Below are 26,150 nucleotides of genomic sequence, written 5' to 3'. Positions count from 1 at the left end.
TTACCTACTATAAAGTACTCAATGCCTACCCAGTAGGCATTTTTTATAACCAATATCAGATAATCCATAAGAATTAAAAACCAAAATAGATAAAGATATGAAAGCAATAATAGCAGAAAAACCAAGTGTGGCACGTGAGATCGCGGCACTTGTTGGAGCCACAGAAAAGCATGACGGATATTTAACAGGTAACGGCTACCAAGTGACTTGGGCACTCGGGCATCTCATTGCATTAGGAATGCCGGAAGATTATGGGATTCCAGGATTTCAGAAAGAGGTGTTGCCTATATTACCCGATCCTTTTGTATTGACGGTACGGAAAGTAAAAAAGGATAAAGGATATTCTCCTGATACAGGAGCTTTAAAACAATTAAAGATCATAGAGCAGGTTATAGATCGTTGCGACAGTATTATTGTTGCCACAGATGCTGGTCGTGAAGGTGAGTTGATCTTTCGCTATATCTATGATTTCTTAGGATGTCAAAAACCTTTTGAGCGGTTATGGATCAGTTCACTGACCGAGAAAGCCATCAGACAGGGGCTTGATAACCTCAAACCTGGTCGTGATTTTGACGGATTATATGAGGCGGCAAAAGGGAGAAGTCGTGCTGACTGGCTGGTGGGTATCAATGCTTCTCAGGCACTGAGCATAGCCGCTGAAAACGGTATTTATTCGTTGGGACGAGTCCAAACCCCAACACTGGCACTTATTTGCAAGAGATATCAGGAAAATAAGAATTTTAGTGTAAAACAATATTGGCAGATAGGGCTGGAACATCGGAAGGATTTTATTGACTTTAAGAGCCTTTCAAAAACAAAGTGGGATGATAAGAAAAAAGCAGAAGAACTGTTACGCTCTATTGAGCGAAATGGTTTGGCAGTGGTTACCACTGTAGAAAGCAAAACTGTTACAGAACAACCACCTTTATTGTTTGACCTGACAGGTTTACAGAAAGAAGCCAATAAAAAGCTTAGTTTTTCAGCAGATGAAACACTGGGCATTGCTCAAAATCTATACGAAAACAAATTTATCACCTATCCTCGAACAGGAAGCAAATACATTCCCGAAGATTTGTGGGCTGAAATTCCCAATCTCATCAGAGCTTTGGGAGACAGTCCTTTTTTCAAAGAAGCGGTTTCAAAATTAAAATGGGGCCGCTTCAATAAGCGCATAGTCAATGATCTGAAGGTAACAGACCACCATGGTTTGCTGATCACCGACAGAATTCCTTCGACTTTACCTGCCAGGGAGAATGCTGTTTACCAAATGATTGGCTTCCGCTTATTGGAATCTCTTTCATCGGCCTGCTGCAAAGAAATAACAGATGTAACTATAGAGGTTCTTCACTGTGATTTTGTACTCAGAGGCAATAAGATACTGGAATCCGGTTGGCGTGCGATAAAGGGAAGCTTTTCTGATGAAGATGCTGAAGTCACGCAGGACCTTCCCAATTTAAAAATCGGCGACGAACTGAAAATTAAAAATGCTGTTGTTTTAGAAAAGAAAACGGTACCACCTGTATTATATACTGAAGCAGGGCTTTTATCGGCCATGGAAAGTGCCGGAAAAGAAATCGAAAATGAAGAGGAGCGTAAAATTTTGCAAAATGTTGGAATCGGAACTCCGGCTACCAGAGCTTCGATCATTGAAACATTATTTACCCGGGATTATGTCAGAAGACAAAAGAAGTCGTTGATCCCTACTGAAAAAGGTCTGCAAGTATATGAATTGGTAAAAGATAAAAAGATTGCTGATGCATTGATGACCGCGGAATGGGAATTGGCCTTACAAAAAATTGAAAACGGGGAAGGGGACGCGGCTGTCTTTCAAAAAGACATGGAAAACTATTCGAGTACTATTACCAAAGAATTACTCGATATATCCTTTCCCAAAAAAGATCTCCCGGTGCTCGTCTGTCCTCAATGTAAAAAGCAGCAACTACTTATCCGGGATAAGATCGTTAAGTGTCCTGATGATGGATGTAAGTGGGTTCAGTTCCGTCAAATCTGTGGCGTGCAGATCAGTCTCTCCGATATCGAAAATCTTTTAAATAAAGGAAGAACAACCCTTATCAAAGGGATGAAAAGTAATGCGGGGAAAAAGTTTGATGCTTATATCATAATGAACAATAAGGCGGAAACTTCTTTTGAATTCGGGAGCGGTAAAAAGAAATGATTGATAGTATAGGGAATACATGTCTATATCACACAATAAAGAAGGGTCCTTTACATGACTGCCAATAGACGAAACTGCCAATAAGTAAATGTGGAAAATCTCTATTAGATTAAAAAATGAGCTCTGAGAGAAATCCGCACTATAGATGTGCACTTATTTTAATGCTGTCTTTTATTCAGTCCTACATTCTTTATACAGAATATTTAGAAGAAGGAATTTCTAAAAAAAATTCTCTTACTAAGTATTTTCAACCTTTTTATTCTACCTATTTAGCCTTTATCGGATAATACGAATAGCAAAAAGGTAAATTACCTGCGAAAAGACACAGTTGATTGTGTTATTGTCCTATTATAACTTTATGGTATTCAAACAATTAAATAATTTATTAACAAAAATTTAAAATTATGGAATTAAAAAATTTAAACCTGGTTGAGCTGGATGCTCGCCAAGCTGAACAAATTGATGGTGGTGATTTCGGATGGCTATTTGAGCAAATAATGGACAATTGGAAAGAGATAAAAAGAGGAGCCCGTGACGGATGGAACGGAACTTACAGATAGAACAGACAACAATTAATCAATTTTTTTAATAATTTTAATAACTTACTTATGGAAAATTTGGAAATGCTTACTGACGAAGAATTAGTGTTAATTGATGCCGGTGATAATGGCTTTTGGTATGATGTTGCTTATGGTGTAGGCCGTGCGGCTAAAGCATACTGGACTGCGGCAGCAATGTACGGTGGTACTGCTGCTTTTAGATAACTGATTGATCACCATTAAATTAATAAGGCTATTTCAATACAATGAAATAGCCTTTTACCTATGAAAAACATTTATATATTCATATTTTTCCTGTTTATTGCTATTATCAATGGCCTTTTTTTTAATTTTTTAAATGATTCTTTTTTTCATTTAAAAGATAGTATGCATGATGATATCTCTAAGGAGGAGATGGCTTTTCTTGCCATATTGGTGGCTCCATTTTTGGAGACGCTTTTCTTTCAGTTTCTTTTTTATAAAGTTTTAAATGGGTGGTTAGGTCTAAAAAATGATGTGGTGTGCATTCTAATTATGAGTCTTGCATTTTCACAGATGCATTGGTACAATTGGCTGTATGTTGTGATGACCTTTTTTGGAGGGCTGATACTGAATACCTTTTATATTACTTTTCGGGGGAGAACGCGATACTATTTCATGCTAACCGTTTTATTTCACGCACTTTATAACCTCTATGGGGTACTGTTTGTAAAGTAAATTCTTAAAAATTAATGCTTAAAAATATTATCTACCAGGGAATATTACTTCTTATTATCGTCTTTTTAGTGTCTTTACCACTTATTCATATTCCTATTTCTTCATCTTCAAAAGGGCTCATCCGTTCAATGGAAGAGAACTCACAATTGAGCGCTGTAATTAACGGACGAATCATAAAAAACCAATTGATAAAGAACAATCAATCCATAAAAAAAGGCGATACATTATTAGTAGTAACTGCTGAGCAGTTAGATACGCAAAAACAGTTACAGGATAACCAAAGTATGGATTATAACGCCCAACTTCAGGATCTTATTAAGCTCACGCAAGGGCAGTTTAGCGGTCTGGTAACGGGGCAATATCAAAAGGAACTTTCTGCCATGCGGGAGAAATTGGCAGAGGTTCAAACCGATCTTTCTCTTGCAGAAAAAGATCTGGAACGCTCTACCATACTTTTTAGAAAAGCGGTGATCACCAAAGCTGAATTTGAAAAATCTCATTATAAGCATCAGGGTCTTGTCAATCAGTTAGCTGGTATTCGTGAGGCACAGACTGCACAATGGCAGGCACAAAAAAGAGAAGCGGAACGCCAGCTGCGCTCAGCGGCTTCGGAAATTAAACGTATTAATCAAGAACAGAAAAACTATATTATCACAGCACCCATATCAGGAAGGCTTGTTAACTTCTCAGGGATTCAAAAGGGAAATTTTCTTGTTCAGGGTGAAAAAATAGGAGAAATATCTCCCGACCAATCCCTGGTTGCAGAATGCATGGTTTCTCCCAAAGATATAGGGTACATTTCCGTAGGCCAAAAAGTTAAGCTTCAAATTGATACCTATAACTACAATCAATGGGGACTGTTGGGAGCAGAAGTACTGGAAGTTGATCCTAATATTAAGATCAATCAGCAAACCGGAGAAGCCCTTTTCAGGGTCATTTGTACAATGGACAGTAATTATTTACAACTCAAAAATGGATACAAGGCACAAATAGGGAAAGGTTTGACCCTCAACGCACGTTTTCATATTAACAATAGAACCTTGTGGCAACTATTATTTGATAAAATAGATGACTGGTTCAACCCGAAACTTTTGTAAGTATCGGCTTACTGATTAACCCTAATAGCCTTTGCCGATGAAGAAAGATATACTGATCAAACAGCAGGATATGAAAGATTGTGGAGCTGCCTGTCTGGCTTCAATAACTGCCAATTATGGTTTGACAATGCCATTGGCAAGAATCCGCCAAATTTGCCATACCGATACCCGCGGTACTAACGTGGCAGGACTGATTCAGGGGCTGGAAGCATTGGGTTTTAACTCCAAGGGAGCTAAGGGAGCACCTGATGCCCTCCCTAATATACCATTGCCGGCTATTGCACATATAGTGGTCAAGGAACGCTACCACCATTACGTTGTCATTTATAAGGCGAATAAAGAATCTATTACGGTGATGGACCCGGCTTTTGGGAAAATGATTGTATATTCCATGGAGGATTTTTCTAAAATCTGGACGGGAGTCATAATATTGATGGAGACCAATGAATACTTTGAGCAAAAGAATGAGAAAACAAGTCTTTACCAAAGATTCTGGAATCTGGTGCAACCGCATAAAAGCATTGTCGTTCAGGCGCTGGTCGGTGCAGTTGTATATACGATACTTGGATTATCTACTTCCATCTATATTGAAAAAATTACGGATTATGTATTAATTGATGGAAACAAAAGGTTGCTTAACCTTCTGTCGGTTGGTATGATTGTAATCCTGGTGTTTCAGACTTTTATCGGGGTGATGAAAAGCGTACTCACATTGAAAACAGGACAAAAGATGGATAAGCAACTTATTCTGGGATATTACAAACATTTATTAAAGCTTCCTCAACGCTTCTTTGACACCATGAGGGTGGGAGAAATTATATCAAGGGTTAATGATGCTGTTAAAATAAGAACTTTCATTAATGATGTAGCGATTCAAATTTTTGTTAATCTATTTATCATTATTTTTTCCTTCGCATTGATGTTTACTTATTATTGGAAATTAGCATTAGTTACAGCATTGGTCATTCCCTTTTACTTTCTCATCTACTGGATTACCAATCTACTGAATAAAAAAGTGGAACGAAAACTTATGGAAGAAGGGGCTGAACTTGAATCTCACTTTGTAGAATCTCTCAATTCGGTAAGGACCATTAAACAATTTGGGATTGAGACCTATGCCAATAACAAGACCGATAATTCTTTCACCAAGTTGCTGAAAACAATTTATACCTCGGCTATGAATGCTTTTTTTTCCGGCAATTCATCTGACTTCCTGTCAAGAATATTTACCATTGTATTATTGTGGGTTGGCGCGGGTTATGTCATAGAACGTTCCATAACGCCTGGGGAGCTTCTTTCTTTTTATGCCTTGATCGGTTATTTTACCAGCCCGGTTTCGCAGCTTATCGGGATGAATAAAACGGTACAGAATGCCTTAATTGCCGCAGACCGGCTTTTTGAGATCATGGATCTGGAAAGAGAGGAAACGACGGAAAAATTAGAACTTACAGTCGATCAGATCGGAGATATTCAATTTAAGGAAGTAACGTTCAGTTACGGAAGCAGAGGCGAAGTATTTGGTGATTTCAGCTGTACCATTGAGAAAGGTAAAACAACGGCTATTGTCGGAGAGAGTGGCAGTGGCAAAACAACCTTGGCGTCATTGATTCAGAATTTATATCCACTAAAAAAAGGAAAAATAATGATCGGTGATTATGATGTCAACTACATATCGAATCAGTCGCTACGAACCCTAGTTTCGGTTGTTCCCCAGCAAATCGATTTATTTTCTGGCAATGTTGTTGAAAATATTGCGTTGGGCGATGATTTTCCGGATATACAAAAGGTATTACATATTACAAAGAGTCTGGGTATATTAAGCTTTATTGAAAAGCTTCCTAATGGATTTCAAACCTATTTAGGGGAAAATGGCGCCTTATTATCAGGTGGGCAAAAGCAAAGAATAGCGATTGCCAGGGCACTGTACAAAAATCCCGAAATACTCATACTAGATGAAGCTACTTCTTCTTTGGATTCCGAGGCAGAAGAGATTATTCAAAATACTTTGGGAAGGCTCAAAAATGAAGGAAAAACGATGATCGTTATTGCCCATCGTTTAAGTACCATTGCGAGTGCCGATACTATCTTGGTTCTAAAAGCAGGAAAAATCATAGAGCAGGGGAGCCATCAGGACTTGATTTCTCAGAATTCAGTGTATAAATCCATGTGGGAAAAGCAAGGTATTACCTAAATAAATCTAGCATTGCTGGCAATCTAATTTGGAGATATATTCAGCCTGAATTAGCCAGCGATTCATTGGAACGTCCAATTCCTTGAGATTGGTGAAATGTTAAATACTCCCCAGCAGAAATAAAAACTCCTGCACTTTTAAGTCTGCAGGAGTTTTTGTTTTTTACTTTTTCGCTTCTTCAACAGAAACCTTTCTAAAGTCTTTAAACAGCTTGCTTAATTCCAACGCTGATTTACGGGCTCTGGTACCCGCTGCTTTATTTCCTTTTTCAAGTTGTAGGTTGGCATCAGTTGAAAATGCTTCAAATTCGGTATTGATTTTTTCGATCAATTCTTTCATAATCTATTCTTTTAAAAATTAGGGTGTAAAAGTAAGCTTTACTGTTTAATTACACCAGAAACAGTGCCAAATAAAGCCATTCAGAGCATTTAAGTTCCAAAAGGATTTCTCCTGCATCTTATTGAGTTACTTTCAAAATCATAAAAATTATGATATGAATTTAGCACCCAGAGACCTGTCTTATTTTACGTTAAGGCTTCAGGAATTACTTGTTGCGAGTTTTCCGGAATTATCCGGCGACAGAATATTTATCGCCCACCGTTCCAGGCTAGCTTCGAACGCCTATGAAGGAGCGTTCAAGGCGGGTAACCGCATTGATCAATGTAATGAGATTGCGGAATATATTTTATTTGAGAATTTGCATTTCTCCAGATTTGATGCTGTTTTCAAGGTAGTCTGCAATGAGTTTGATACGATCATGGCAGACGAAGAATTACGACCATTTTCGTTGAAGATGCTGTGGGTCTGCGCACCTGTTTTTGAGCGGTACCTACTTACTGAGGATTTTGCTGACAGTCCTGAGTTTGAACTGCTTTATACTGAACTCACGGGAGCCATTCAAATCTGGATTGAAGAGAATGGGCTTCAATAAGCGGGAGCATCTACAACAGAATATTGAGGCGTTACGCATTGCATTTACGCTAGAAAAAGAAAAACGTCGGGCTACCGAAGCTGAGAGGGTGCAATTAATGCGGTACTGTGGTTTTGGTGGTCTGAAATTCGTGCTTAATCCTGCGACTCATTCCATTGACATTAACCGGTGGTCAAAATCTGAAAAGGAGTTTTTCCTGAAGACACAGGAGCTCCATCAGCTGCTTGGGGAAAATGCTTCTGATGAAAAGCAGTATAACCGGTATGTGGACAGTATGAGAAGTTCGGTGCTCACGGCATTTTATACCCCTCCGATGTTGATTGGGGCTATTGCAGATGCACTGCAGGGAAAAGGAATTACCGTACACCGGTTTTTAGAACCTTCAGCCGGAACGGGGGCTTTTATAGACGTCTTTAAAAATGAGCAAATGCATGTGACGGGCTATGAAAAGGAAGTGCTAACCGGTAAAATTTTGCAACATCTCAATCCTGAAGACAGCATCCGCATTAAAGGCTTTGAAGAGATCCCCGATAGTGAGAAAGAAAAATACGATGTCATAGCGAGTAACATTCCTTTTGGCGATACTTCTGTATTTGATCTTTCCTATTCCAGAGGAAATGAGGAGGCCAGGAAACTCTCTGCCAGAAGTATTCATAATTATTTTTTTCTGAAAGGAAGCGATATGCTTCGTGATGGAGGTATTCTGGCATTTATTACCTCACAGGGTGTGCTTAACAGTCCCAAAAATGAACCGATCCGCCGGGCACTCATGCAAAATTGTAACCTGGTTTCGGCAGTACGATTACCCAACAACCTGTTTGCAGATCATGCAGGAACAGAGGTTGGAAGTGACCTGATCATTCTTCAAAAGAACAGATTCAAACAAAGTTTAACAGAAATTGAAGAACAATTTTGTCAAAGCGTGCTGACTGAATACCGGACACCTTGTAATGCTTTGTTTCAGGACAGTAGAAGGATTGTGCATACTTCCCAGGTATTAGGTACAGATCCTTATGGACAGCCTGCCCTGGTCTATACGCACAAGGATGGTGTAGAAGGTATTTCTGATGACCTGAACAAAATGCTTTCAGAAGACTTTCAGAGTCGGTTGGATCTTGGCTTATATAGGGGAGAGCGGAATGAAGAACCTTTGATACAGGTGAGTGCAATTCCAAAAATTGCCCTTCCTGCTGTAGAAACTCCCCTTATCATGAAGGAGAAAACAATTCCGACCAATGCCGTACAATTAAGCTTGCTTGACTTGTTTGAAAATGAGGTATCAGTAGTGGGCGCTTCAAACAATCTTTCCTTAAAAAATAGCAATCCCAGGAAAAAGAAAGCATCCCAATACAAAAAAACGTTCAATGACCGTGACCGGGACGGTTTTCGTCAGGGAGATTTATTCGGTGTGGAGATGCAGGAACATCCTATTTCTACTGTGAGTGGTAATGGTGAGACTCATACGGTAAGTCCTGTTAATAACAGGATAAAAAAGAAGGCTGAACCCGTTATTGGCGATCTTTTTTCGAATGTTGGAGATCGTGAGAGTAATGGTGAAACTGAAATTGCCGCAATAGTGAATACTACTGCTGGGCCTTCCATTTATAGCGGAACTATTCGACCTTTCCACCGAAACGACTGCCTGGTCGTGGATCATGGCTATGTCGGTTATCTCAAAGCTCTCAATAAGGAGGAAGGACAGGCCCTCTTTCATCCGCTATCGTTGCAGCCTGCCCAGAAAGCGAGAGCTGAAGCGTATATTTCGGTAAGGGACACCTATATCGATCTGTACCAAAAAGAAGCAGAGCAGCAGTCTGAATACAAACAGGAAAGAGAAACCCTTAATACGTTGTATGATTCCTTTGTGAAAAAATATGGCAGTCTTAACGCTGCCGACAATATCAAGCTCATCAAGACCGACTCTGCGGGAAAGGAAATCCCTTACCTGGAACGTGTGGTAGGTGGGGTGGTCCATAAGGCGGATATTTTCTACCATCCGGTAAGTTTTTCTACCACGACACTCGTAACCAATAATCCTAACGAAGCATTGGCAGCATCACTGAACCGATACGGGAATGTGAATCTGTTTTATATGTCGCAGATCAGCGATATGTCAATTGATGATCTGAAAACGGCTTTGCATGGGCGGATCTTTTATAATCCGCTGGACCGGGAATATGAAATATCTGAAAGATGGATTTCCGGCAATGTGGTGGAGAAAGCCCAAGAGTTGGAAGCTTATTTGGTGAATCATCCTGATGACGCGGAAGCCCAACATAGTCTCACCGCTTTGGAAGAAGCAAAACCTCGACCTATTGAATTCGAAGAATTGGATTTTAATCTTGGTGAGCGGTGGATACCTACGGGGATCTATGAACGTTTTGCTACCCATTTATTCGAAACAAAGGTCCGTATTCACTATACTGAAAATACGGATGATTTTTCCATTAACTGCGATCAGAAGAATGCTCATATACGGGATAAATACGCTATAAAATCAGAAAGCCGCACCTATGATGGTATTGCACTGCTGAAAAATGCTCTGGTTAATACGACCCCGGATATCACTAAAAAAATATCGGTTGGTGAACAGGATGTGAAGGTTCGGGATATGGAAGCTATCCAATTGGCCAATACCAGGATCGATGAGATCCGTAAAGCATTTACCGATTGGCTGCACGCTCAGAATGATGAGTTTAAAAAGCGGCTAACGGCTCAATACAATGATACATTCAACTGCTTCGTGCGTCCGCAATATAATGGAGGTCATCAGGGCTTTCCGGGACTGGACAGAAAAGCTCTGGGAATAGAAGACCTGTATCCCAGCCAGAAAGATGCTGTCTGGATGATCAAACTTAATGGGGGAGCTATTTGTGATCATGAAGTGGGTGCGGGAAAAACACTCATTATGTGTACCGCTGCACAGGAGATGAAGCGTCTGGGATTGGCTCATAAGCCGATGATCATCGGCTTAAAGGCCAATGTGCATGAAATAGCGGAAACCTACCGCACTGCCTATCCCCATGCTAAAATCCTGTATCCCGGAAAAGAAGACTTTACTCCACAGAAAAGGTTAAGGATTTTCGGGGATATTAAGAACAACGATTGGGACTGTATTATCCTTACCCACGATCAGTTTGGAATGATCCCGCAGTCACCGGAACTGCAAAAGGAAATTTTACAGATAGAATTGGACAGTGTTGAAGAAAACCTGGAAGCACTGCAAGCCCAGGGTCAGGAAATATCAAGGGCTATGCTTAAAGGGGTATTGAGAAGAAAACAAAATCTGGAAGTAAAACTCAAAACCCTGGAACACGATATCGAAAATCGCAAAGATGACGTGGTGGACTTTAAAATGATGGGTATCGATCATTTATTGGTAGATGAGAGCCATCGGTTTAAAAATTTAATGTTCAATACTCGTCATGACCGTGTAGCAGGTTTGGGCAATATGCAGGGAAGCCAAAAGGCGCTTAATCTTCTTTTTGCCATTCGTACCATTCAGGAAAGAACCGGTAAAGACCTGGGAGCAACCTTTCTTTCGGGTACGACAATTAGCAATTCTTTAACAGAACTGTATTTATTGTTCAAATATTTACGGCCAAAGGCATTGGAAAAACAGGGCATCAACTGCTTTGATGCCTGGGCTGCGATTTACGCCAGAAAGACTATTGATTACGAATTCTCGGTGGCCAACAATATTGTGCAGAAAGAGCGTTTCCGATATTTTATCAAAGTACCTGAGTTAGCGCAGTTTTACTCTGAGATCACGGACTACCGTACCGCTAAGGATATTGGGATTGACCGTCCTGAGAAGAGGGAGATTCTGTACAATATTCCGCCCACACCTGAGCAGGAGATTTTTATCAAAAAGCTGATGGAGTTTGCCAAAACAGGCAATGCGATGCTGCTTGGAAGAGCTCCTTTATCTCAAAGTGAAGAAAAAGCCAAAATGCTGATCGCCACGGATTATGCCAGGAAGATGTCTTTGGATATGAGAATGATCAGCCCGCGGTATCAGGATCATCCTGATAATAAAGCCTCTCACTGTGCTGCCAATATTGCCAAGTATTATAAGAAGTTCAATGCCCAGAAAGGAACTCAGTTCGTATTCTCAGATCTGGGAACTTATAAACCGGGAGTCTGGAATGTGTATTCTGAGATCAAACGGAAGCTGGTTGAAGATTATGGTATTCCCGCTCATGAGATTAGATTTATTCAGGAAGCCAAAAACGATAAGCAGCGCCGGGAGTTCATTCAGTGGATGAATGAGGGTAAAATACGGGTACTGTTCGGATCAACCGATATGCTGGGTACTGGCGTTAATGCGCAGAAAAGAGCTGTTGCGATTCATCATCTGGATACCCCATGGCGACCGAGTGATCTTGCTCAAAGAGATGGACGGGCCATTAGAAAAGGCAATGAGATCGCGAAATTCTTTGCCGAAAATTTGGTTGATGTGATTATTTATGCGGTTGAAAAATCCCTTGACGGCTACAAATTCAATTTACTGTACAACAAACAATTATTTATTGATCAGCTGAAAACGAATAATCTTGGAAAGCGTACGATTGATGAAGGCAGTATGGATGAAAAATCGGGAATGAATTTTTCTGAATATGTGGCCATTCTTTCTGGAAATACTGAGTTGTTGGAAAAAGCGAAACTGGAAAAGCAGGTTGCCGGACTGGAAAGTGAGCGGCAAGCATTTAACCGCTCAAAGTCAATGTCGAAATACAAACTTGATGACAGCTCTAAAATATTAACGGAATCAAAATCGCGTCTTGAAAGATTGAGTCTGGACTGGGGCAATCTTCAAAAACGGATACAAAAAAGTCAGGAGGGATTCGTATTGAACCCTATTCAGCTCACAGACTTACCTTCTCATTCTGACGCCAAACAGATCGGTGCCAAATTGAGCGAGATCTCCAATAAAGCCCGTACAGAAGGACAGTATGAGGAAATTGGTTCTTTGTATGGATTTACCTTGCTCGTAAAAACGGAAGTCTCTGAAAGGCAAGGAGCAACGATCAAACTTAACCGATTTTTTGCAATGGGTGAAAGTAATATCAAGTACACTTACAATAACGGGCTGATGGCCTCTGATCCTAAGCTGGCAGCGATGAATTTTCTAAATGCTCTGGAAAAAATACCGGGATTTATCAAAGAGGAGCAGGAGAAAATAAGAGTTTATGAAAAGGACTTATCAGTGCTTGAGGATGTGGTGGGCAGTATATGGGCAAAGGAAGATAGGCTTTCGGATTTAAAGACCGAACTATCTGCTATTGAAAGGAAAATACAGTTATCTATTGCATCCGAAAAGGAGGGGGGAGCTGAAAATGAAATTGAAACTGCCCAGATCAAAAATACTACAGAAGTTCTGAAATCGAACTCAAGGTCTCTGTGAATTGTATAAAGCGGACTCCCGTACCTCACGATAAGTCCGCCCGCTCATTAGTTGAAGATGAGCTGTCCCCTATAAAGGACGCTTAATGCTCTCAAGTCAAATGTATCAATAATATTTCCTCACTTGGGTAAAATGCTCAAAAATATGTTTTGAGATTTTTGCAAAAAAAATGAAAAAATTGTCAATTTTCTATCAAAAATAAAAATTGAATACAGGGCCCTTAGGTGAGCAGAAAGGCAGACCTCCCGCTAAGTCTGTCTTCTGTCGATTGTTCTATGAGATCCACTAATCAGGATACTATGAGGAATACCGTAAGGATTTGATTCAGATCCGGTTGGCTTATTTACTAATTTTACCAAGGTCGTATGCCGTTTCAATCGTCTTTTGAATGGCTTTGGAAATACGTTCTTTTCCTTCCGATTTATTGATGTCAATACCGCAAAAAGTAGTACCATAAGATTTTGCATGGAGAGATAAATAGTAAATGCTGGCAATTTGTACTGCCAACAAAGCCCGAATGTCAATGGGTGAGTTTTTAAAATCTTTCTCCAAAATTACAAGCATTGCTTCGCCTGCCCGTTCTCTTTGATCCGATATTTTCCTAAGTACTTTATTCTTTTCTCCCAATCCCCAATGTATGATTTTTTGTTGTGCTTTGTCCTTCAGCAGAGAATCAAACTGAGCCTGCAGTACCTTATGTATTTCAGGTATTCCCAAATTGTCCATACTCTTTATCATTTTTTTTGCCCCTGACTTCCAGAAATCTTTTTCACTAAGATAAGTTTCTATAAGGTTATCAAGGCTTCCGAAATAGGCATAAATTAGTTTCCGGTTTAATCCAGCCTCTTTGGCAATATTTACTACTGTAAGTCCTGGATAGCTATATTTCTTCAAAGTTGTTCCTACAGCAGCGACAAGTATTCGCATGGTACGGGCTTTTTCACGAAGGGGTCCTGATGCTGTTTTTCTGGATTTTGTCTCCCGATTTTCGATTTCCGTTTTCTTATTTTTTGCCATTGCTTTCGATTTTGAGGCTTCTGCAATGTGTGACTTTTTGACGACAAATTCAAATGCGTTTTATTAGTATGCGTGTGCTTCGCGCGCATTAGTTAAAAGTCTGCTTTATTGTTGCGACACTTTTAATTGATAACAAGAATTAAAATCTTTGAACGTCAGTAATAAGTTCCTTTTTACCGGAAATCCTTTCGTGTAACAAAAGAGAATCCTGGCAAAAAAAAAGTAGCAATAAGCGGAACTCAGAAATCTTTATTAGCTTTAAAAATGAATCCTAAGAAAAATCACCTCTATAAGTACCTGTTCATTCTATTTCTATCCCCATTCATGAGTTTTTTTATTTATGAAGAATATATAAAAGAAGGAATTTCTATTAAAGTTCTCTTACTAAGTATTTTAAATCTTGTATTCTTCGTGTTTAGTATCTATCAGATCATACGGATACAAAAAAAATAACTCCCTGAGAAAAGACACAGTTGACGGCGTATTGTTTCTGCGATATCTTTACAGTAGTAAGGAATGTCAATATTATTTCATTCCTTTCAAAATCATGAAACAATTTATAAACTAAAGTTTAAAAACATGAAAAAGTTGGGAGTGATTAAAATGGAAAGTATTAAAGGCAGTAGGTTCTGCATTGATATGGGAAGTGGTTTCGCCCTTCTTGGTGGAGGTATTGGGGTTCTTGTAGGTTTGGGATCATGGATTGTATGTAGTCTGTCAAGGGAGAATTCATAATGGAATCTCATAAATCATATATGTTCACTATTGTAACAAATATTGTTGCCTTGAGCTGCCTGTATATCGACGGTAACTTTCCTTTTCTTGGGATTGCTCGTTTCGCTTTCTGGTTTCTTCCTTTATTGTTTAATATTAACCTCATTAGACCTTACCTCTTTAAAAACAAAAACCTAACATTAAAACAAGATGACAAAAAATGAAATTGCATAACTCGAGAAAATTAGCGGTGGTTATGATTGGAGTTATTTTTAAAAATGCATAAGTTATTCAGGCTCAGGGATGATTTGGGGAAAGTAAAGGCCGCCCCTTAAAAGGCGGTCTTTCTTTGCATCAAAGGGCGGCGAGTCAACTATTTGAAGTGATATTGTAAGGCTATTTCAAACTCCCCGTTACCATATTTTCCGAGATCAGAGGTATCTGTGGTATAAAAACATAATATCCGGAGCTGATTCTGGTAAAAAGTACCCACTCCAAAGGTCGCTGCATTGGTGCTATGATACAGAGCATTCATTGTGAGTTTATCCTTGTAGCAGCCAACCTGTGCACCAACATCCAATATTCCCTTATAATTTTCCACTCCCCGGTACATGACTTTCGGCTCGATGGTAAGACCCTCAGTAAAGAATTTATAGCTTACCGCCCCCATATATAATGAACGGTCAATACCATTTCTTTTTAAATCCTTATTGAATAACTGTTTTACGTTGGATAGACTTCCCTGAACGGTTAGAAACTCACTCCTGTAGGACATTCCAAAATCTCCTTCAATATATAATGGACGGACATTAAAAAGATGCAGATTCTGATCGTCTGGGTCACCAACAACCTTATTAAAATCAATCCATTCATTCATGATACTACTTGTGATTCCGAAATCCAGAAAACAATGATTGTCATTTAATGGAATATGGTACGCATAGGTCCCTTTTACGCTGGTTCTACGGATGACTCCTGCATTTTCGCGGTAAAAATTCAGCCCAAATCCAATTCTCTTGCCAGGTAAACCATAGGTAGCAGTAAGTGTCTGCATGGATGGTGCTCCATCTATTGCGGTCCACTGAACTTTGTAGGCACCATTGACTTCCCATCCGTGGCCAATTCCTGCCATCGCAGGATTGGCTAAATACTCATTTTGAAAGTAGATGCTTCCCATCGGGTTGAGCTGTCCATAGGCTTTGCTCATCACTAATAAAATGATGGTGATGAGGATATATTGAATTGTTTTCATGTGATCTTTGATTAAGTTATTTAAAATTGAGATAGATGTCTGTATCGATCTCCAGTTACTTAGTTTTTCTGTTTATTTAATTTGTAAGGATGTGAAGCCTTATGGATGATCCCGGATGATTGAAACTGTTCCCCTTATTAGGCTATTCCCATTTCCGGGTTCTATGACATAGATGTATGCATCTTCATGGAGAAGTTTTCCATTTAATATTCCATCCCAGTCATTGGCGTAGCCTTTTTTGCTGTAGAGCAAACGGCCAGCCCGATCATAGATGAGTACCTTGTTATTAGGAAAGGCTTCAATATTTTTAATGATCCAGGTATCATTTTTTCCGTCTCCATTGGGGGTAATGACATTATTGGGGATCAGACCCTGATCCTCTTTGACTGTAATGGTGAGTTCTGAGACTGCGGTACATCCATTCGCATTAGTGGCAATAACGGTATAGGTGGTTGTTTGGCTTGGGCTGACTTTTAACGTCTCTGTATTCTGCCCGCTTTGAATTTCGGTACCGATCCACGCATAGCTGATACCACCTGAAGCGGTTAAAGTGATGGTTTGTCCTTTTATAATTTCTGTTTCAGGGTCACTGGTTATCGTAACCAAGGGTAAAGGGTTGACCATTATACCTGTCATAGCCTTGGATAATAGAGATCCATCCTGATAGGTATAGGTTACACTATACATACCGGGTGCACTTTCCGAAAGAGCAATTGCTCCTGTCACTTCATCAATTTTCAATCCGGATGGACTGGCTGTATATCTACCATTTTTAGGACCTGTTTGCTGGACTTTTACGGTGCCAACAGCGCAATAACCCTCCAAAGGGTAAGCAATGGCCGCCAGTGCAGGATTGATCTTTACAATGGTTGTCGTCATTGAATTGCAGGTTCCATTGGTAAAAGCATAGGTGACTATGTAGGACTGATTAGGAGTTGATTTTGCCAGATTTAAGGTTCCGGTTGCTGCATCAATAGATAGTCCCTGGGGAAGCGCAGAAAAAGTTCCTCCCGTCTGCCCGGTCTGTATAACATCAACGGTACCGGCTGCCTCAAATTTCCCATTACCATAGCTAATTGTTGCCGTTGGGATTAATGGTTTTGGATGTATTGTAACGATGATGGGGTCACTTATACATCCGCTACTGTTTTTGGCCGTTATCGTATGCTCACCACTTGGAAGTTCATAATAAAGGGTTTCTGAATACGTGCTTCCATCGACACTATATGTTATTCCTTCTGTCGGTTTTATAGTAATAGCCCCACCAGTAACCATACAGGTAGGTTGTGTGATTTTAATTTGGGCAGCAAGATTGGTGACGGGATCTATTGAAATGACAATATTATCTGTTACTTCACAGTGCGGGCCATACGCCACCTTAATCTGATAAGTACCTCCGGAAGTAACGCTCTGTTTGATATGGTCACCCAAGACTTCACCGGTGGTTAGATTGGTCCACTGAATTTTGGTATTTTCATTAGGCATAAAAACACTGCCATCTAAAACAACGGGTAGGACCGCTGCACAAATTTTTAGATCCGGTCCTAACGCCCCAATCCCTGTTCCTGGATTGGATTGGAAGTTGATGTTGGCAGTATTACCGCCATTGGTGCTCTGTGGCAGCAGCGTGAAAGGAAGACAGGATGCATTGATATCCTTTAGGGATATGAAATTATAAGTGGTTTTACCGCTATTTACACAGAGGTTGGCCTTGATCCCCTCAATAGTAGACTGCACCTGAACCGTAGAGCAGTTGGTACCGCTCATCTGCAAACGGTCATTGATCGTTATGGTTTTCCCTGCTTCGATTTGGTAGATGCTGTTTTTTGAAGAAAATGTAAGCTGATCTACTATAAGACTTCCATACAGTCGGTTAATCAGGTTGTCATTACCATCAAAAGTAATGGTATGGTAGGAGGCACCATCTTTTCCTTTAAACTCATTGGCAGACTGGGTTAAGTATATGTGACTTGTTCCGGCATCTAAGTGGGAGCCTGTATATGACCAGCCTTCACCACTATAAGACAGATAAATTCGGGAGGCACCCAAGATCAGGGATAATGATTGCCCTTGAGCATGGTTTGATTCAATGCCGGTAAACGACAATGCTTTGAGGGTCTTTCCGTTGGTATTTAATGTCCCATTCGTAAAGCGAATTCTGGTATTGGTGGTAAAGTCATCCAACAACGTATAACTGCCGGTTCCAGAAAACTGAACATCGAATTGAGTAGCAACAATGGCCCCATTAGTGGTGATGGTACTTCCTGCTTCAGAGGACAGGAATTGAATTCCCCCGGTATGAGAGAGAGATCGTTGCAGGATCAGTGAACCATAGCAGGCTAGTGTTCCACCCATTGTCGGCGTACCTGTTACCCTGCTCCAGGTCATATTATGAAACTCTGCAATTCCTGTAATCGTAATCTTTGGACTTTCACCGGAGTACTCATTAAAGAAAACATTGTCAAAACGAGTGGGGAGGCAACCTCCCGAAGAAGTACCATTGGCATTGGTTGTCCAATGGGTGGGGTCATTCCAATTTCCACTACCATCAATCCAATACAAGTTCTGAGCTGTTGGCGCCGAAAAAGTCCAACCGGAATTATTTTCTTTATTAATACCTGTAGCTGTATAAACTGCTCCACCAATTACTGCAATTCCGCTCATTCTTACCTTATTGAGTGAAATGTTTGAAGTGCTTTTAATGGTGGCTTTTGATGCTGCATAGGTATTGTCAAAATCCCAAACTTTGCACGATGAATTACTGATGAGCCTATTAACCGTCTGTATGGAACCTCCCATCAGATGGCAGTCCTTGCCAAGGGTTAGAATATTGAATTGGTTTGAACCGTTAATGATGGATTCTCCATTAAAATTGACAGTACTGAAAGCGTTTCCTGTGTTTCCATCATATCCAATGATAGAGCCCGTCAAATTACCATTGAGAAAATGAAGATCGTTATAAACAAGACCGGGCTTGGATCTAAACTCATTGTTATTCACGCCGCCTCCCGACGAATTGGAAGGGGGCATGGTACCCATCATATTGATGGTACTTGTCCCGGCGTTCAATTTTGAAATACCTGCGCCATCCCAATATCCTGCGATGTTAATTGCCGATGAACCCAAATTAAGGACAGCAGAACTCCCTGAAGTAGAGGAGTAGTTATCAGCATTGACCGTTTGATTATTGGTGTCAAAAGTACCACTGAGCACTCCAAAATTTTTGACGTTAAAAGTGTCGGATAACAGCCAGGTACCGGAAGTATTATTGAAGAATACGCCTTTATATACAACATTTTCTGCTGTATAATCCATTTCCACGCCATTGGTAGTGATCGTATTTCCTGAATGGGCTGCAACAAAGTTGGTCCGCTCTACATCATAGTCCATCCCGGTTTGTAAAATGAGTGATCCATTGATGTTTAAAGGATTTACTTCAAGTCCTTTAAGTACAGGTTGGCTGCCAGCCACTTCTTCCCATGTCATATTGTTGCAGTTGGCTGAAATATCAAGGGTTACAGTATAGTTATTGCCTGAGTATTTAGTAAAGAATACGTTATCCATGGCTCCCGGCAGACAGGAGTTCATAGGATCTGCGATTCCCTTAGTATCGGTCGTCCAGTGGGTGGGATCACTCCAATTACCGCTGCCTCCAATCCAATAAAAATGACGTGATAGGGCAGGAGTAATGGCTACATTGAGATTATTGCCGCCATCAATACCTCCTGTCACCATTAAAGGTGAACCACTGGCATTGATATCACTTAATTTGGCATTTATAATGGTTGTGGGAGTTAGGAGATTCAATCTGGCTCTTGTTCCCGGTAGGTAAGAACCAATCTCAAGAAGACCTGAGCAGACAGGGCCAATAACTTTAAAATGGGTAACCTTTACTTCCATATTCGTTCCCAGGATGTATTTTTTTGAAGAAGATACATGAAGATCAGAAATGGTTAGTGGTGTAGGGCTGCCACCTGCATTAATAAAGGCACTGCCGGCAAAGGTTACGCTGTTAAATGTACATGGAGTTGTTGTACTGTATAGTAGTGAAGATATATTGGCACTGCCCCCGGCAGTAAATGCTATATTGTGATAAGCCAGTCCGGAATTATAATAAAAATTTGCACTGTTTGCGCTGAGATTGATTTGGCTGGTTCCGGAATTGAGGAATAAGGGTGATCCACCATAATTGATATAGGCCCAGTTGCCGTTAACGGTGATCGTTGAGTTAGCCAGGGTTAATGTGCGGACTCCGAGTCCGGAAGTTGAGGACCCAAAATTCTTGATGGCCATAGATTGGCTGTTGGTATTGAGATGGCCATTTCTAAAGAGGATATCGTTCTCCGGGCTTGAAAAGGCATCATTCAAACTCCATCCCCCACTTGTTAAAAAATAAGTATCTCCTTGAATTTCCACGCCATTTGAGGTTAAAGTATTTCCGGTTTCTGTACTCATGTATTGAGTGGTGGCAACCCGGTAGTGCATTCCTTTTTGCCATGTACTCGAACCATAAATACTGAGCATATCCTTTGGAGCTGCGGTTTTAAAAACAGGATTTCCCGGCACGCCACTCCATGAAATGTTTTGACACTCGGCATCAGGAGTAGTAATGATCACGGGAGCTGATGAAGAAATGTCTCCCGAAAATCGGGTAAAAAATACATTATCGTTGCGGCTCGGTAAGCACCCTCCTGATGGAGTTCCATCGGCATGTGTTGTCCAATGAGCAGGATCATTCCAGGTTCCGCCACCACCGATCCAATAGAAATTTTTGGATGAATTTGTAAATACCCAACCTGAATTCTGCCCGCCATCGATTCCGTTGCTGGCAGAAAACAGTGCTGAACCTATTGCTTTAAGGTAATTGAGCCTCACATTGCGTAAACCAATTGGAAGTGTACTTTTTATCGTAGCCTGAACTGCTCCGTATCCGCTTAAACTCCACAATGGCTCACAATCTTGTGTCGGATTATTAATAACACTGACATTTTGCGTTCCATACACAAAATAGGTCTTTGACTTTGCTAAGTTCAGGGTGTCTATGGTACAGTTAGAAGTAATAAATCCTGAGTTAGCAAAGCTTAGATGATTGAAAGTGCAGTTACCCTCTGCAATCCTGTACCAGCCATAGGGGGAGGGATTAGAAGGATCTGCGGTATTGGTAAAGCTGACATTGTGATAGACCTGTCCATTCTTTCCTATAAAAGAGACTCCGTATCCGTCATCAGCTCCTTGGGTGATGTTAATTTGAGAGGTCCCTCCAATGAGTGTATTTCCGGTATAATTCCATGATGGTGATCCACTTAACTGTGAATTCCTTCCGGTTAGCGTGATGATGGATGATCCTAAATGTAAAGAGCGTGGTTCAATTACACCTGATGGTATGGTTCCGCAGCAGCCAGCTTCATCAAAGAAGCTTGTGGTGATCACGCTAGATCCGAAATCCAGTGATCCTTTTAGAAAATACATTTTTCCGGTACTTTTCAAAATGCCGCTGATCAGATATGATCCGGAGCCTAAAAAATAGATCGCTGCTGAACCGGTCACTTGTTCATTAAAGCCAATTGTGCTGGTTCCACCGGATCTAAAATAAAGAGTATTGTTCAAAACGGTACCCGTCTGGAAATCGGCACTGCCATAGATATTGAGGATATTACCAATAAATAGGGGTGCTTGCGATACTCCTTTAACCGTAAAGCTCATACAAGTGGATTCCTGATTGATGGTGACCGTTTTACTGTTTGCATTGAACCCGGAGTTACCATCAAAGATCACATGATCTCCCGCCTGGGGGATGCTGGGAGATAAAACGCTGCCACTATTCCCTGAACTTAGAGACCAATGATTAATGTCGCTCCAGTTACCGGAACCTCCGATCCAGTATAGGACTGAGCCTTTCGATGTGAAGGAACAGAGCAGTAGGATAAAAATAAAAGCAGGTACTTTCATGGAAATACCTGCCGTTGACAATTTCTTGTCTTTGATACATTGAAGTAGCATGGGATTGAAAATTAATAGGTGTGAAAAAATAATTGTGAATTTGTTTTTGTGATTAAGAAGTCTTTTTATTCCTGCATAACCAGGTGCTGCAAGTCAGGATCATTTTTGATCCGCTCCAATTCATCGGTTACTATTTTGAGAATATCGGTCTTGATCTGTCTGTAGTTTGCCTCAATTTCCTGCTTCATGTTGTCATTTCCATTTTCGTCTTCGAATGATGCGATCTGAGGAATCCTTTGATAGTTTTTGGTTTCCTGGGCTACCTTTTCATTGTCTACTACGATTTCAGCATGAAATATTTTTTGATCGATGCGTTCCTCGAAATTGTCGGATACTGCTCCAACAAATATTCCCTGGGTAAGTGTTGATATTTTAGAAGCTGGAATCAGACTGTCTAATTGGGTGGAAATTGAAGTGGATTTATCATTTCTGTTGATACTCAAACTTTGGCGTTTCTGCAGTACCTTCCCAAAACGCTCAGAAAGGCTTTTGGCTGTTTCACCTACGACCTGTCCGCTGAAAATATTCCCTACCGTATTTTGAATGACCTTACTTTCTTTATCACCGTAATCACGGGTTAGCTGAGAATAATCCTGGAACCCTAAACAGACTGCCACCTTATTGCTACGGGCGGTGGCAATAAGATTATCCAGACCCCTGAAATAGATGGTCGGCAGCTCATCAATAATCACGGAGCTTTTAAGCTGACCCTTTTTGTTAATGAGCTTTACAATTCTTGAATTGTATAGTCCCAATGCTGCCGAATAAATATTCTGACGATCAGGATTATTTCCTACACAAAGGATCTTGGGTTCTTTGGGATTGTTGATATCCAATGAAAAGTCATCACCGGTCATTACCCAATACAATTGGGGTGAGATCATCCTTGATAAAGGAATCTTTGCTGAAGCGATCTGTCCCTGAAGCTGATCCTGGGCACCGCCTTGCCAGGCATCCATAAAAGGGGATAGATAATTTTCCAGATCAGGATAGGAGGTTAGGATCGTAAAGACATCCGAATATTTTTTGTTGAGCAGCTCGATGGCATGAGGAAAGGTGCAGTATGTACCGTTATCATAGATTTTTAAAAACCAAATGATGGCTGCTAACAGGATAATTGGGGACTCAACGAAAAAATCCCCTTGCTTCTGGATCCAGCTGCGGTTTAAATTCAGCATGATGGTATACGCTGATTCGTAAGCATCTGATATATCGGTCATAAATTCTGGATTGATGGGATTACAGCGGTGGCTTCTCCTTGGATCATCGAAATTGATCACGTAGAATTTTGGTTTTACGGCATACTTATCGGTATACTTGAGCAAATGATTATAGGCAATGGTAGAAAGATCGTCGAACTTGAAATCGTAGATATACATGGAAAAACCCTTCTCGATCTGCTGTTTGATATAGTTGTTCACTACAGCATATGATTTTCCGGAACCCGGGGTTCCCAGTACAATGGTGGCACGAAACGGATTGACAATGTTGATCCATCCGTCATGCTGCTTTTTATTGTACCAGAACTTGGTAGGCAGGTTAATGGAGTATTCATTTTTTATGAGTTTGGTTTCCTGCATGAAACTTTCATTCTCAGTATTGAATACATCATCCATCAGGTTATTTTTGAGCAGTCTGCTCATCCAGACCCCTGCCATGAGTAAAGCAACATATCCCGAACTGATGGTTAGTATATAAAAGAAGGTTCCGATTTTTAAGGGAAGCCTGAATAGAGGAGTGTTGAGAAAGAATAGTACAAAACCAATCGCCAGTACGGTGTTGATTTTGGTCCAGGTAATCTTTTCATTCTTTACGCCTTTGGTTCCCAGGCAGCTTAAAGCCAGTAAGACCAAAGCAAATATTTTGCTGTATAGGGGATGTGAAAACAGTCCCGCTGTCCGCTGAAAATTACCAAGTATTTTATTAATAATTTGCAGTGTCCAGCCTTGCTGCTGAAAGAAACTGTAACAGAACCAATAGCAGTGCATGAGTACCAAAAGAATACTTACTGCCCGCATAAACTCCATGATCTTCGCCAGGCCTCTTAAATCATCTTCTCCTTGCATTTTTTTTGATTTAAATGTTAGAAGTGGGAATGTAGAGGAGCTGCTTAAAGATTATTATGAGTTGGCACTCATTGGCATTAGATGGCTGCCGATGGCATTGATGTCGATCAGAAATGATGGGACAATGTGGACTACACTTTAAACAAAAGTAAGCTTAAGTGGATTTTCGGATTAAATTAAAGAGGTGTTTAAAATGTTTTGGGAAAATTGATTTGAATCAAATTACGTAAATTTATACTATGTTATATAAATTTAAAGAAAAGCGATTGATGCTTTTTGCAAGTGTTTTGTCTGAAATTCAATGTGTTAATAATAATCACTTTATTGTACGAAATGTTCGGAAGAATACTCAAGAATCATTTCGTGCCATTGAAATGACAGGTAAAATTTCACCAGCATGTATGGAAGTGAGTAGTCCAGAAGAGTTTGGTTTTCAATTATTAGCACATGATCAGATTAAACATTTTTTTTCAGATTATAAAGAAACATTTCCCAGCCCATCACTTTATTATATGGATGAAAATAATGTCTTTTTAGTCCAACATGGAATGTGCACTACAATACTTTATAATGAGTTGATGTCTCATGAAGTACAGTATATTGATGAATTCCAAGATATCTATTTAAAAATGTGTGGTAGAGAATTAATTTTTACACCTACTGATATTATATGGTAAGACAAAATATTAATTGATGAATTTTAAAAAAAAGCTCCCTAAACACCAAAATGGGTATGTTAATTACGTTGCTGAAAGCATTTATTTTTGAGGCCTAGGTTTTCGTTTTTTCTTCTTCATTTGATTTTCAAATATCAGCTCCTCATAATCCTCACCCTGAGCTTCAGGCAGTAATCCTCCAAGACCCTCTATGAAGCCGGGTTCATTTTTACAGAGGAAGTCAAATAGATGATGGGGTTTTTCGTACGTATTGGCATCTTGAAAGGGTGTCGCTTTTACAACCAGTTTTTGCGAAGCTGTTGTTGTGATCTCAGGTTTTTGATTATGGACCCACCATTCATTAAATACATTGGCTGAGAATTCTTTGCCTAAACGGGAACCATTCCAAACTGTTTTAGAATTGTGATCAATAAAGGTTATTCCATACACTCGTCCCTCAGGATTTCTTCTCACAACTGTATTAATACCCTGCTGCAGTAATTGTTTTTTGAAACCAATCTCATCTGATGAAGTGTGCAGGGCAACCTCTACAATATTTTTGAGCAATGCTTTTGCTGGGTCATTTTTGAGGGATACCTTAGATGTCAAAAAATGTTCCTGCAGCATGATATTTCCTGCATTTTTCCCGAATAGTGAGGCTTTGAATGGATGACCCGTTTTCTCGCCATTTTCATTGAGTGCAGAGTAAATGAGTCCTTGTTTCTGTATTCCATGCAATTCTCCATTGATCTCTTCGACGGTAATATTAAAAAGGGATAACAGGGCATTGTATTCTCCCATATTTTGAAATCTGTAATAGGTAGGAATATGCCGGACTACCGAAGCAATTTGGCTTTTTAGATCCCCCTTTTTATACTCTAGAGGATGGAATATGCTGTCATTTTGTGATTGATTTCCCCCCGTTGTCAGTAGCAGCCCGTATTTCAGTTCTAATGCTCTTGATATATTTACTGAACGTCTTTTATCAAACGTATCCGATATTTTTCTGCCTTCTTCATCCACACATACCGACACAATATGGATGTGGGTCCGGTCAATATCGGTATGTTTAAATACGACAAAAGGCTGGTTTCCGTACCCCATTTGCTCCATATAATCCTGTGCAATAGCCTTAAATTTTTCATCACTGACCTGATCTTTTGAGTTGGGATTGAGGGAAATATGGAGAACCGGCTTCTCTGTTTTGTTATTTGCAGCGAGATACGGTTCAAAAGATCGGGCTAATTGAGCTACGGAATAACTTCCGTCAGGTGTTTCGATCATCTTATGGGTGTATAAGATCTGTCCGTTTTCTTTGTCCACTTTCAGCTGATTATAGGCAAGGGCACCGAATAAATTTTCTCCTCTTCCAATGTTTGCGATCATT

At 40.2% G+C, this 26,150-nt stretch carries 16 protein-coding genes; 10 read left to right on the top strand and 6 right to left on the bottom strand.

Features of this window, described 5'->3' with window-relative positions; all coding sequences use genetic code 11:
* Positions 1–97 precede the first annotated feature (97 nt).
* From LF886_RS19465 to LF886_RS19445, 6 genes are all read left to right on the top strand, one after another.
* The gene (locus LF886_RS19465; protein WP_236851222.1) at positions 98–2,176 is read left to right on the top strand and encodes a type IA DNA topoisomerase; all 2,079 of its coding nucleotides are present in this window, start codon (positions 98–100) and stop codon (positions 2,174–2,176) included.
* A gap of 404 nt (positions 2,177–2,580) precedes the next feature.
* Complete coding sequence (locus LF886_RS19460; protein ID WP_236851221.1) at positions 2,581–2,736, top strand: hypothetical protein; 156 nt, start codon at positions 2,581–2,583, stop codon at positions 2,734–2,736.
* Positions 2,737–2,784: 48 nt separating this feature from the next.
* On the top strand, positions 2,785–2,940 hold the full coding sequence (locus LF886_RS19455) for a hypothetical protein (RefSeq protein ID WP_236851220.1): 156 nt from the start codon (positions 2,785–2,787) through the stop codon (positions 2,938–2,940).
* 60 nt (positions 2,941–3,000) lie between these two features.
* Positions 3,001–3,432, top strand: a complete 432-nt coding sequence (locus tag LF886_RS24180; RefSeq protein ID WP_410685150.1) for a CPBP family intramembrane glutamic endopeptidase — start codon at positions 3,001–3,003, stop codon at positions 3,430–3,432.
* A gap of 14 nt (positions 3,433–3,446) precedes the next feature.
* Entirely contained in the window at positions 3,447–4,529 is a 1,083-nt protein-coding gene (locus LF886_RS19450) for an HlyD family secretion protein (protein ID WP_236851219.1), read from the top strand.
* Positions 4,530–4,566: 37 nt separating this feature from the next.
* The gene (locus LF886_RS19445; protein ID WP_236851218.1) at positions 4,567–6,720 is read left to right on the top strand and encodes a peptidase domain-containing ABC transporter; all 2,154 of its coding nucleotides are present in this window, start codon (positions 4,567–4,569) and stop codon (positions 6,718–6,720) included.
* A 162-nt stretch (positions 6,721–6,882) separates the two neighbouring features.
* On the opposite strand, the gene LF886_RS19440 is transcribed toward LF886_RS19445, so the two are convergent.
* Complete coding sequence (locus LF886_RS19440; RefSeq protein WP_236851217.1) at positions 6,883–7,059, bottom strand: histone H1; 177 nt, start codon at positions 7,057–7,059, stop codon at positions 6,883–6,885.
* Positions 7,060–7,213: 154 nt separating this feature from the next.
* Between LF886_RS19440 and LF886_RS19435 the strand changes: the two genes are divergently transcribed.
* The gene (locus LF886_RS19435; RefSeq protein ID WP_236851216.1) at positions 7,214–7,651 is read left to right on the top strand and encodes a DUF1896 domain-containing protein; all 438 of its coding nucleotides are present in this window, start codon (positions 7,214–7,216) and stop codon (positions 7,649–7,651) included.
* Positions 7,638–13,058 carry an N-6 DNA methylase gene (locus tag LF886_RS19430; RefSeq protein WP_236851215.1) on the top strand — a complete coding sequence of 1,807 codons (5,421 nt, stop codon included), beginning with the start codon at positions 7,638–7,640 and terminating at the stop codon, positions 13,056–13,058. Before LF886_RS19435 ends, LF886_RS19430 begins: the two co-directional genes overlap by 14 nt.
* A 339-nt stretch (positions 13,059–13,397) precedes the next feature.
* On the opposite strand, the gene LF886_RS19425 is transcribed toward LF886_RS19430, so the two are convergent.
* Entirely contained in the window at positions 13,398–14,075 is a 678-nt protein-coding gene (locus LF886_RS19425; protein WP_236851214.1) for a TetR/AcrR family transcriptional regulator, read from the bottom strand.
* Between the two features lie 516 nt (positions 14,076–14,591).
* Between LF886_RS19425 and LF886_RS19420 the strand changes: the two genes are divergently transcribed.
* Positions 14,592–14,810: a hypothetical protein gene (locus tag LF886_RS19420; protein WP_236851213.1), complete on the top strand. Its 219-nt coding sequence runs from the start codon at positions 14,592–14,594 to the stop codon at positions 14,808–14,810.
* 352 nt (positions 14,811–15,162) lie between these two features.
* Here LF886_RS19420 and LF886_RS19415 read toward each other — a convergent pair whose 3' ends face one another.
* The 3 genes from LF886_RS19415 to mobC form a co-directional block, all read right to left on the bottom strand.
* Positions 15,163–16,041 (bottom strand): PorP/SprF family type IX secretion system membrane protein, encoded by an 879-nt coding sequence (locus tag LF886_RS19415; protein WP_236851212.1) that lies wholly within the window; start codon positions 16,039–16,041, stop codon positions 15,163–15,165.
* 99 nt (positions 16,042–16,140) lie between these two features.
* Complete coding sequence (locus LF886_RS19410; protein ID WP_236851211.1) at positions 16,141–22,041, bottom strand: gliding motility-associated C-terminal domain-containing protein; 5,901 nt, start codon at positions 22,039–22,041, stop codon at positions 16,141–16,143.
* A 65-nt stretch (positions 22,042–22,106) separates the two neighbouring features.
* A complete protein-coding gene (mobC, locus tag LF886_RS19405) occupies positions 22,107–24,107 on the bottom strand; it encodes a conjugal transfer protein MobC (RefSeq protein ID WP_236851210.1) in 2,001 nt (666 codons plus the stop codon).
* Between the two features lie 239 nt (positions 24,108–24,346).
* Here mobC and LF886_RS19400 point away from each other — a divergent pair, with 239 nt between their 5' ends.
* Entirely contained in the window at positions 24,347–24,784 is a 438-nt protein-coding gene (locus tag LF886_RS19400) for a hypothetical protein (protein ID WP_236851209.1), read from the top strand.
* Positions 24,785–24,865: 81 nt separating this feature from the next.
* Here the strand turns inward: LF886_RS19400 and mobB are convergent, their stop codons facing one another.
* Positions 24,866–26,149 carry a conjugal transfer protein MobB gene (mobB, locus tag LF886_RS19395; RefSeq protein ID WP_236851208.1) on the bottom strand — a complete coding sequence of 428 codons (1,284 nt, stop codon included), beginning with the start codon at positions 26,147–26,149 and terminating at the stop codon, positions 24,866–24,868.
* Position 26,150 lies beyond the last annotated feature (1 nt).

It is taken from the genome of Chryseobacterium sp. MEBOG07, from assembly GCF_021869745.1.
Classification (GTDB): domain Bacteria; phylum Bacteroidota; class Bacteroidia; order Flavobacteriales; family Weeksellaceae; genus Chryseobacterium; species Chryseobacterium viscerum.
The sequence above is the reverse complement of the archived record's forward strand: the minus strand, read 5'-3'. Positions and strand labels throughout refer to the sequence as shown.

What these genes read in the sequence shown, in the direction of transcription:
- LF886_RS19440 (WP_236851217.1), bottom strand. Translation starts at nt 7,059, where the DNA reads ATGAAAGAATTGATCGAAAAAATCAATACCGAATTTGAAGCATTTTCA.
- LF886_RS19465 (WP_236851222.1), top strand. Translation starts at nt 98, where the DNA reads ATGAAAGCAATAATAGCAGAAAAACCAAGTGTGGCACGTGAGATCGCG.
- LF886_RS19420 (WP_236851213.1), top strand. Translation starts at nt 14,592, where the DNA reads ATGTCAATATTATTTCATTCCTTTCAAAATCATGAAACAATTTATAAA.
- LF886_RS19400 (WP_236851209.1), top strand. Translation starts at nt 24,347, where the DNA reads ATGTTATATAAATTTAAAGAAAAGCGATTGATGCTTTTTGCAAGTGTT.
- mobB (WP_236851208.1), bottom strand. Translation starts at nt 26,149, where the DNA reads ATGATCGCAAACATTGGAAGAGGAGAAAATTTATTCGGTGCCCTTGCC.
- LF886_RS19435 (WP_236851216.1), top strand. Translation starts at nt 7,214, where the DNA reads ATGAATTTAGCACCCAGAGACCTGTCTTATTTTACGTTAAGGCTTCAG.
- LF886_RS19425 (WP_236851214.1), bottom strand. Translation starts at nt 14,075, where the DNA reads ATGGCAAAAAATAAGAAAACGGAAATCGAAAATCGGGAGACAAAATCC.
- LF886_RS19430 (WP_236851215.1), top strand. Translation starts at nt 7,638, where the DNA reads ATGGGCTTCAATAAGCGGGAGCATCTACAACAGAATATTGAGGCGTTA.
- LF886_RS19410 (WP_236851211.1), bottom strand. Translation starts at nt 22,041, where the DNA reads ATGCTACTTCAATGTATCAAAGACAAGAAATTGTCAACGGCAGGTATT.
- LF886_RS19455 (WP_236851220.1), top strand. Translation starts at nt 2,785, where the DNA reads ATGGAAAATTTGGAAATGCTTACTGACGAAGAATTAGTGTTAATTGAT.
- LF886_RS24180 (WP_410685150.1), top strand. Translation starts at nt 3,001, where the DNA reads ATGAAAAACATTTATATATTCATATTTTTCCTGTTTATTGCTATTATC.
- mobC (WP_236851210.1), bottom strand. Translation starts at nt 24,107, where the DNA reads ATGCAAGGAGAAGATGATTTAAGAGGCCTGGCGAAGATCATGGAGTTT.
- LF886_RS19460 (WP_236851221.1), top strand. Translation starts at nt 2,581, where the DNA reads ATGGAATTAAAAAATTTAAACCTGGTTGAGCTGGATGCTCGCCAAGCT.
- LF886_RS19450 (WP_236851219.1), top strand. Translation starts at nt 3,447, where the DNA reads ATGCTTAAAAATATTATCTACCAGGGAATATTACTTCTTATTATCGTC.
- LF886_RS19445 (WP_236851218.1), top strand. Translation starts at nt 4,567, where the DNA reads ATGAAGAAAGATATACTGATCAAACAGCAGGATATGAAAGATTGTGGA.
- LF886_RS19415 (WP_236851212.1), bottom strand. Translation starts at nt 16,041, where the DNA reads ATGAAAACAATTCAATATATCCTCATCACCATCATTTTATTAGTGATG.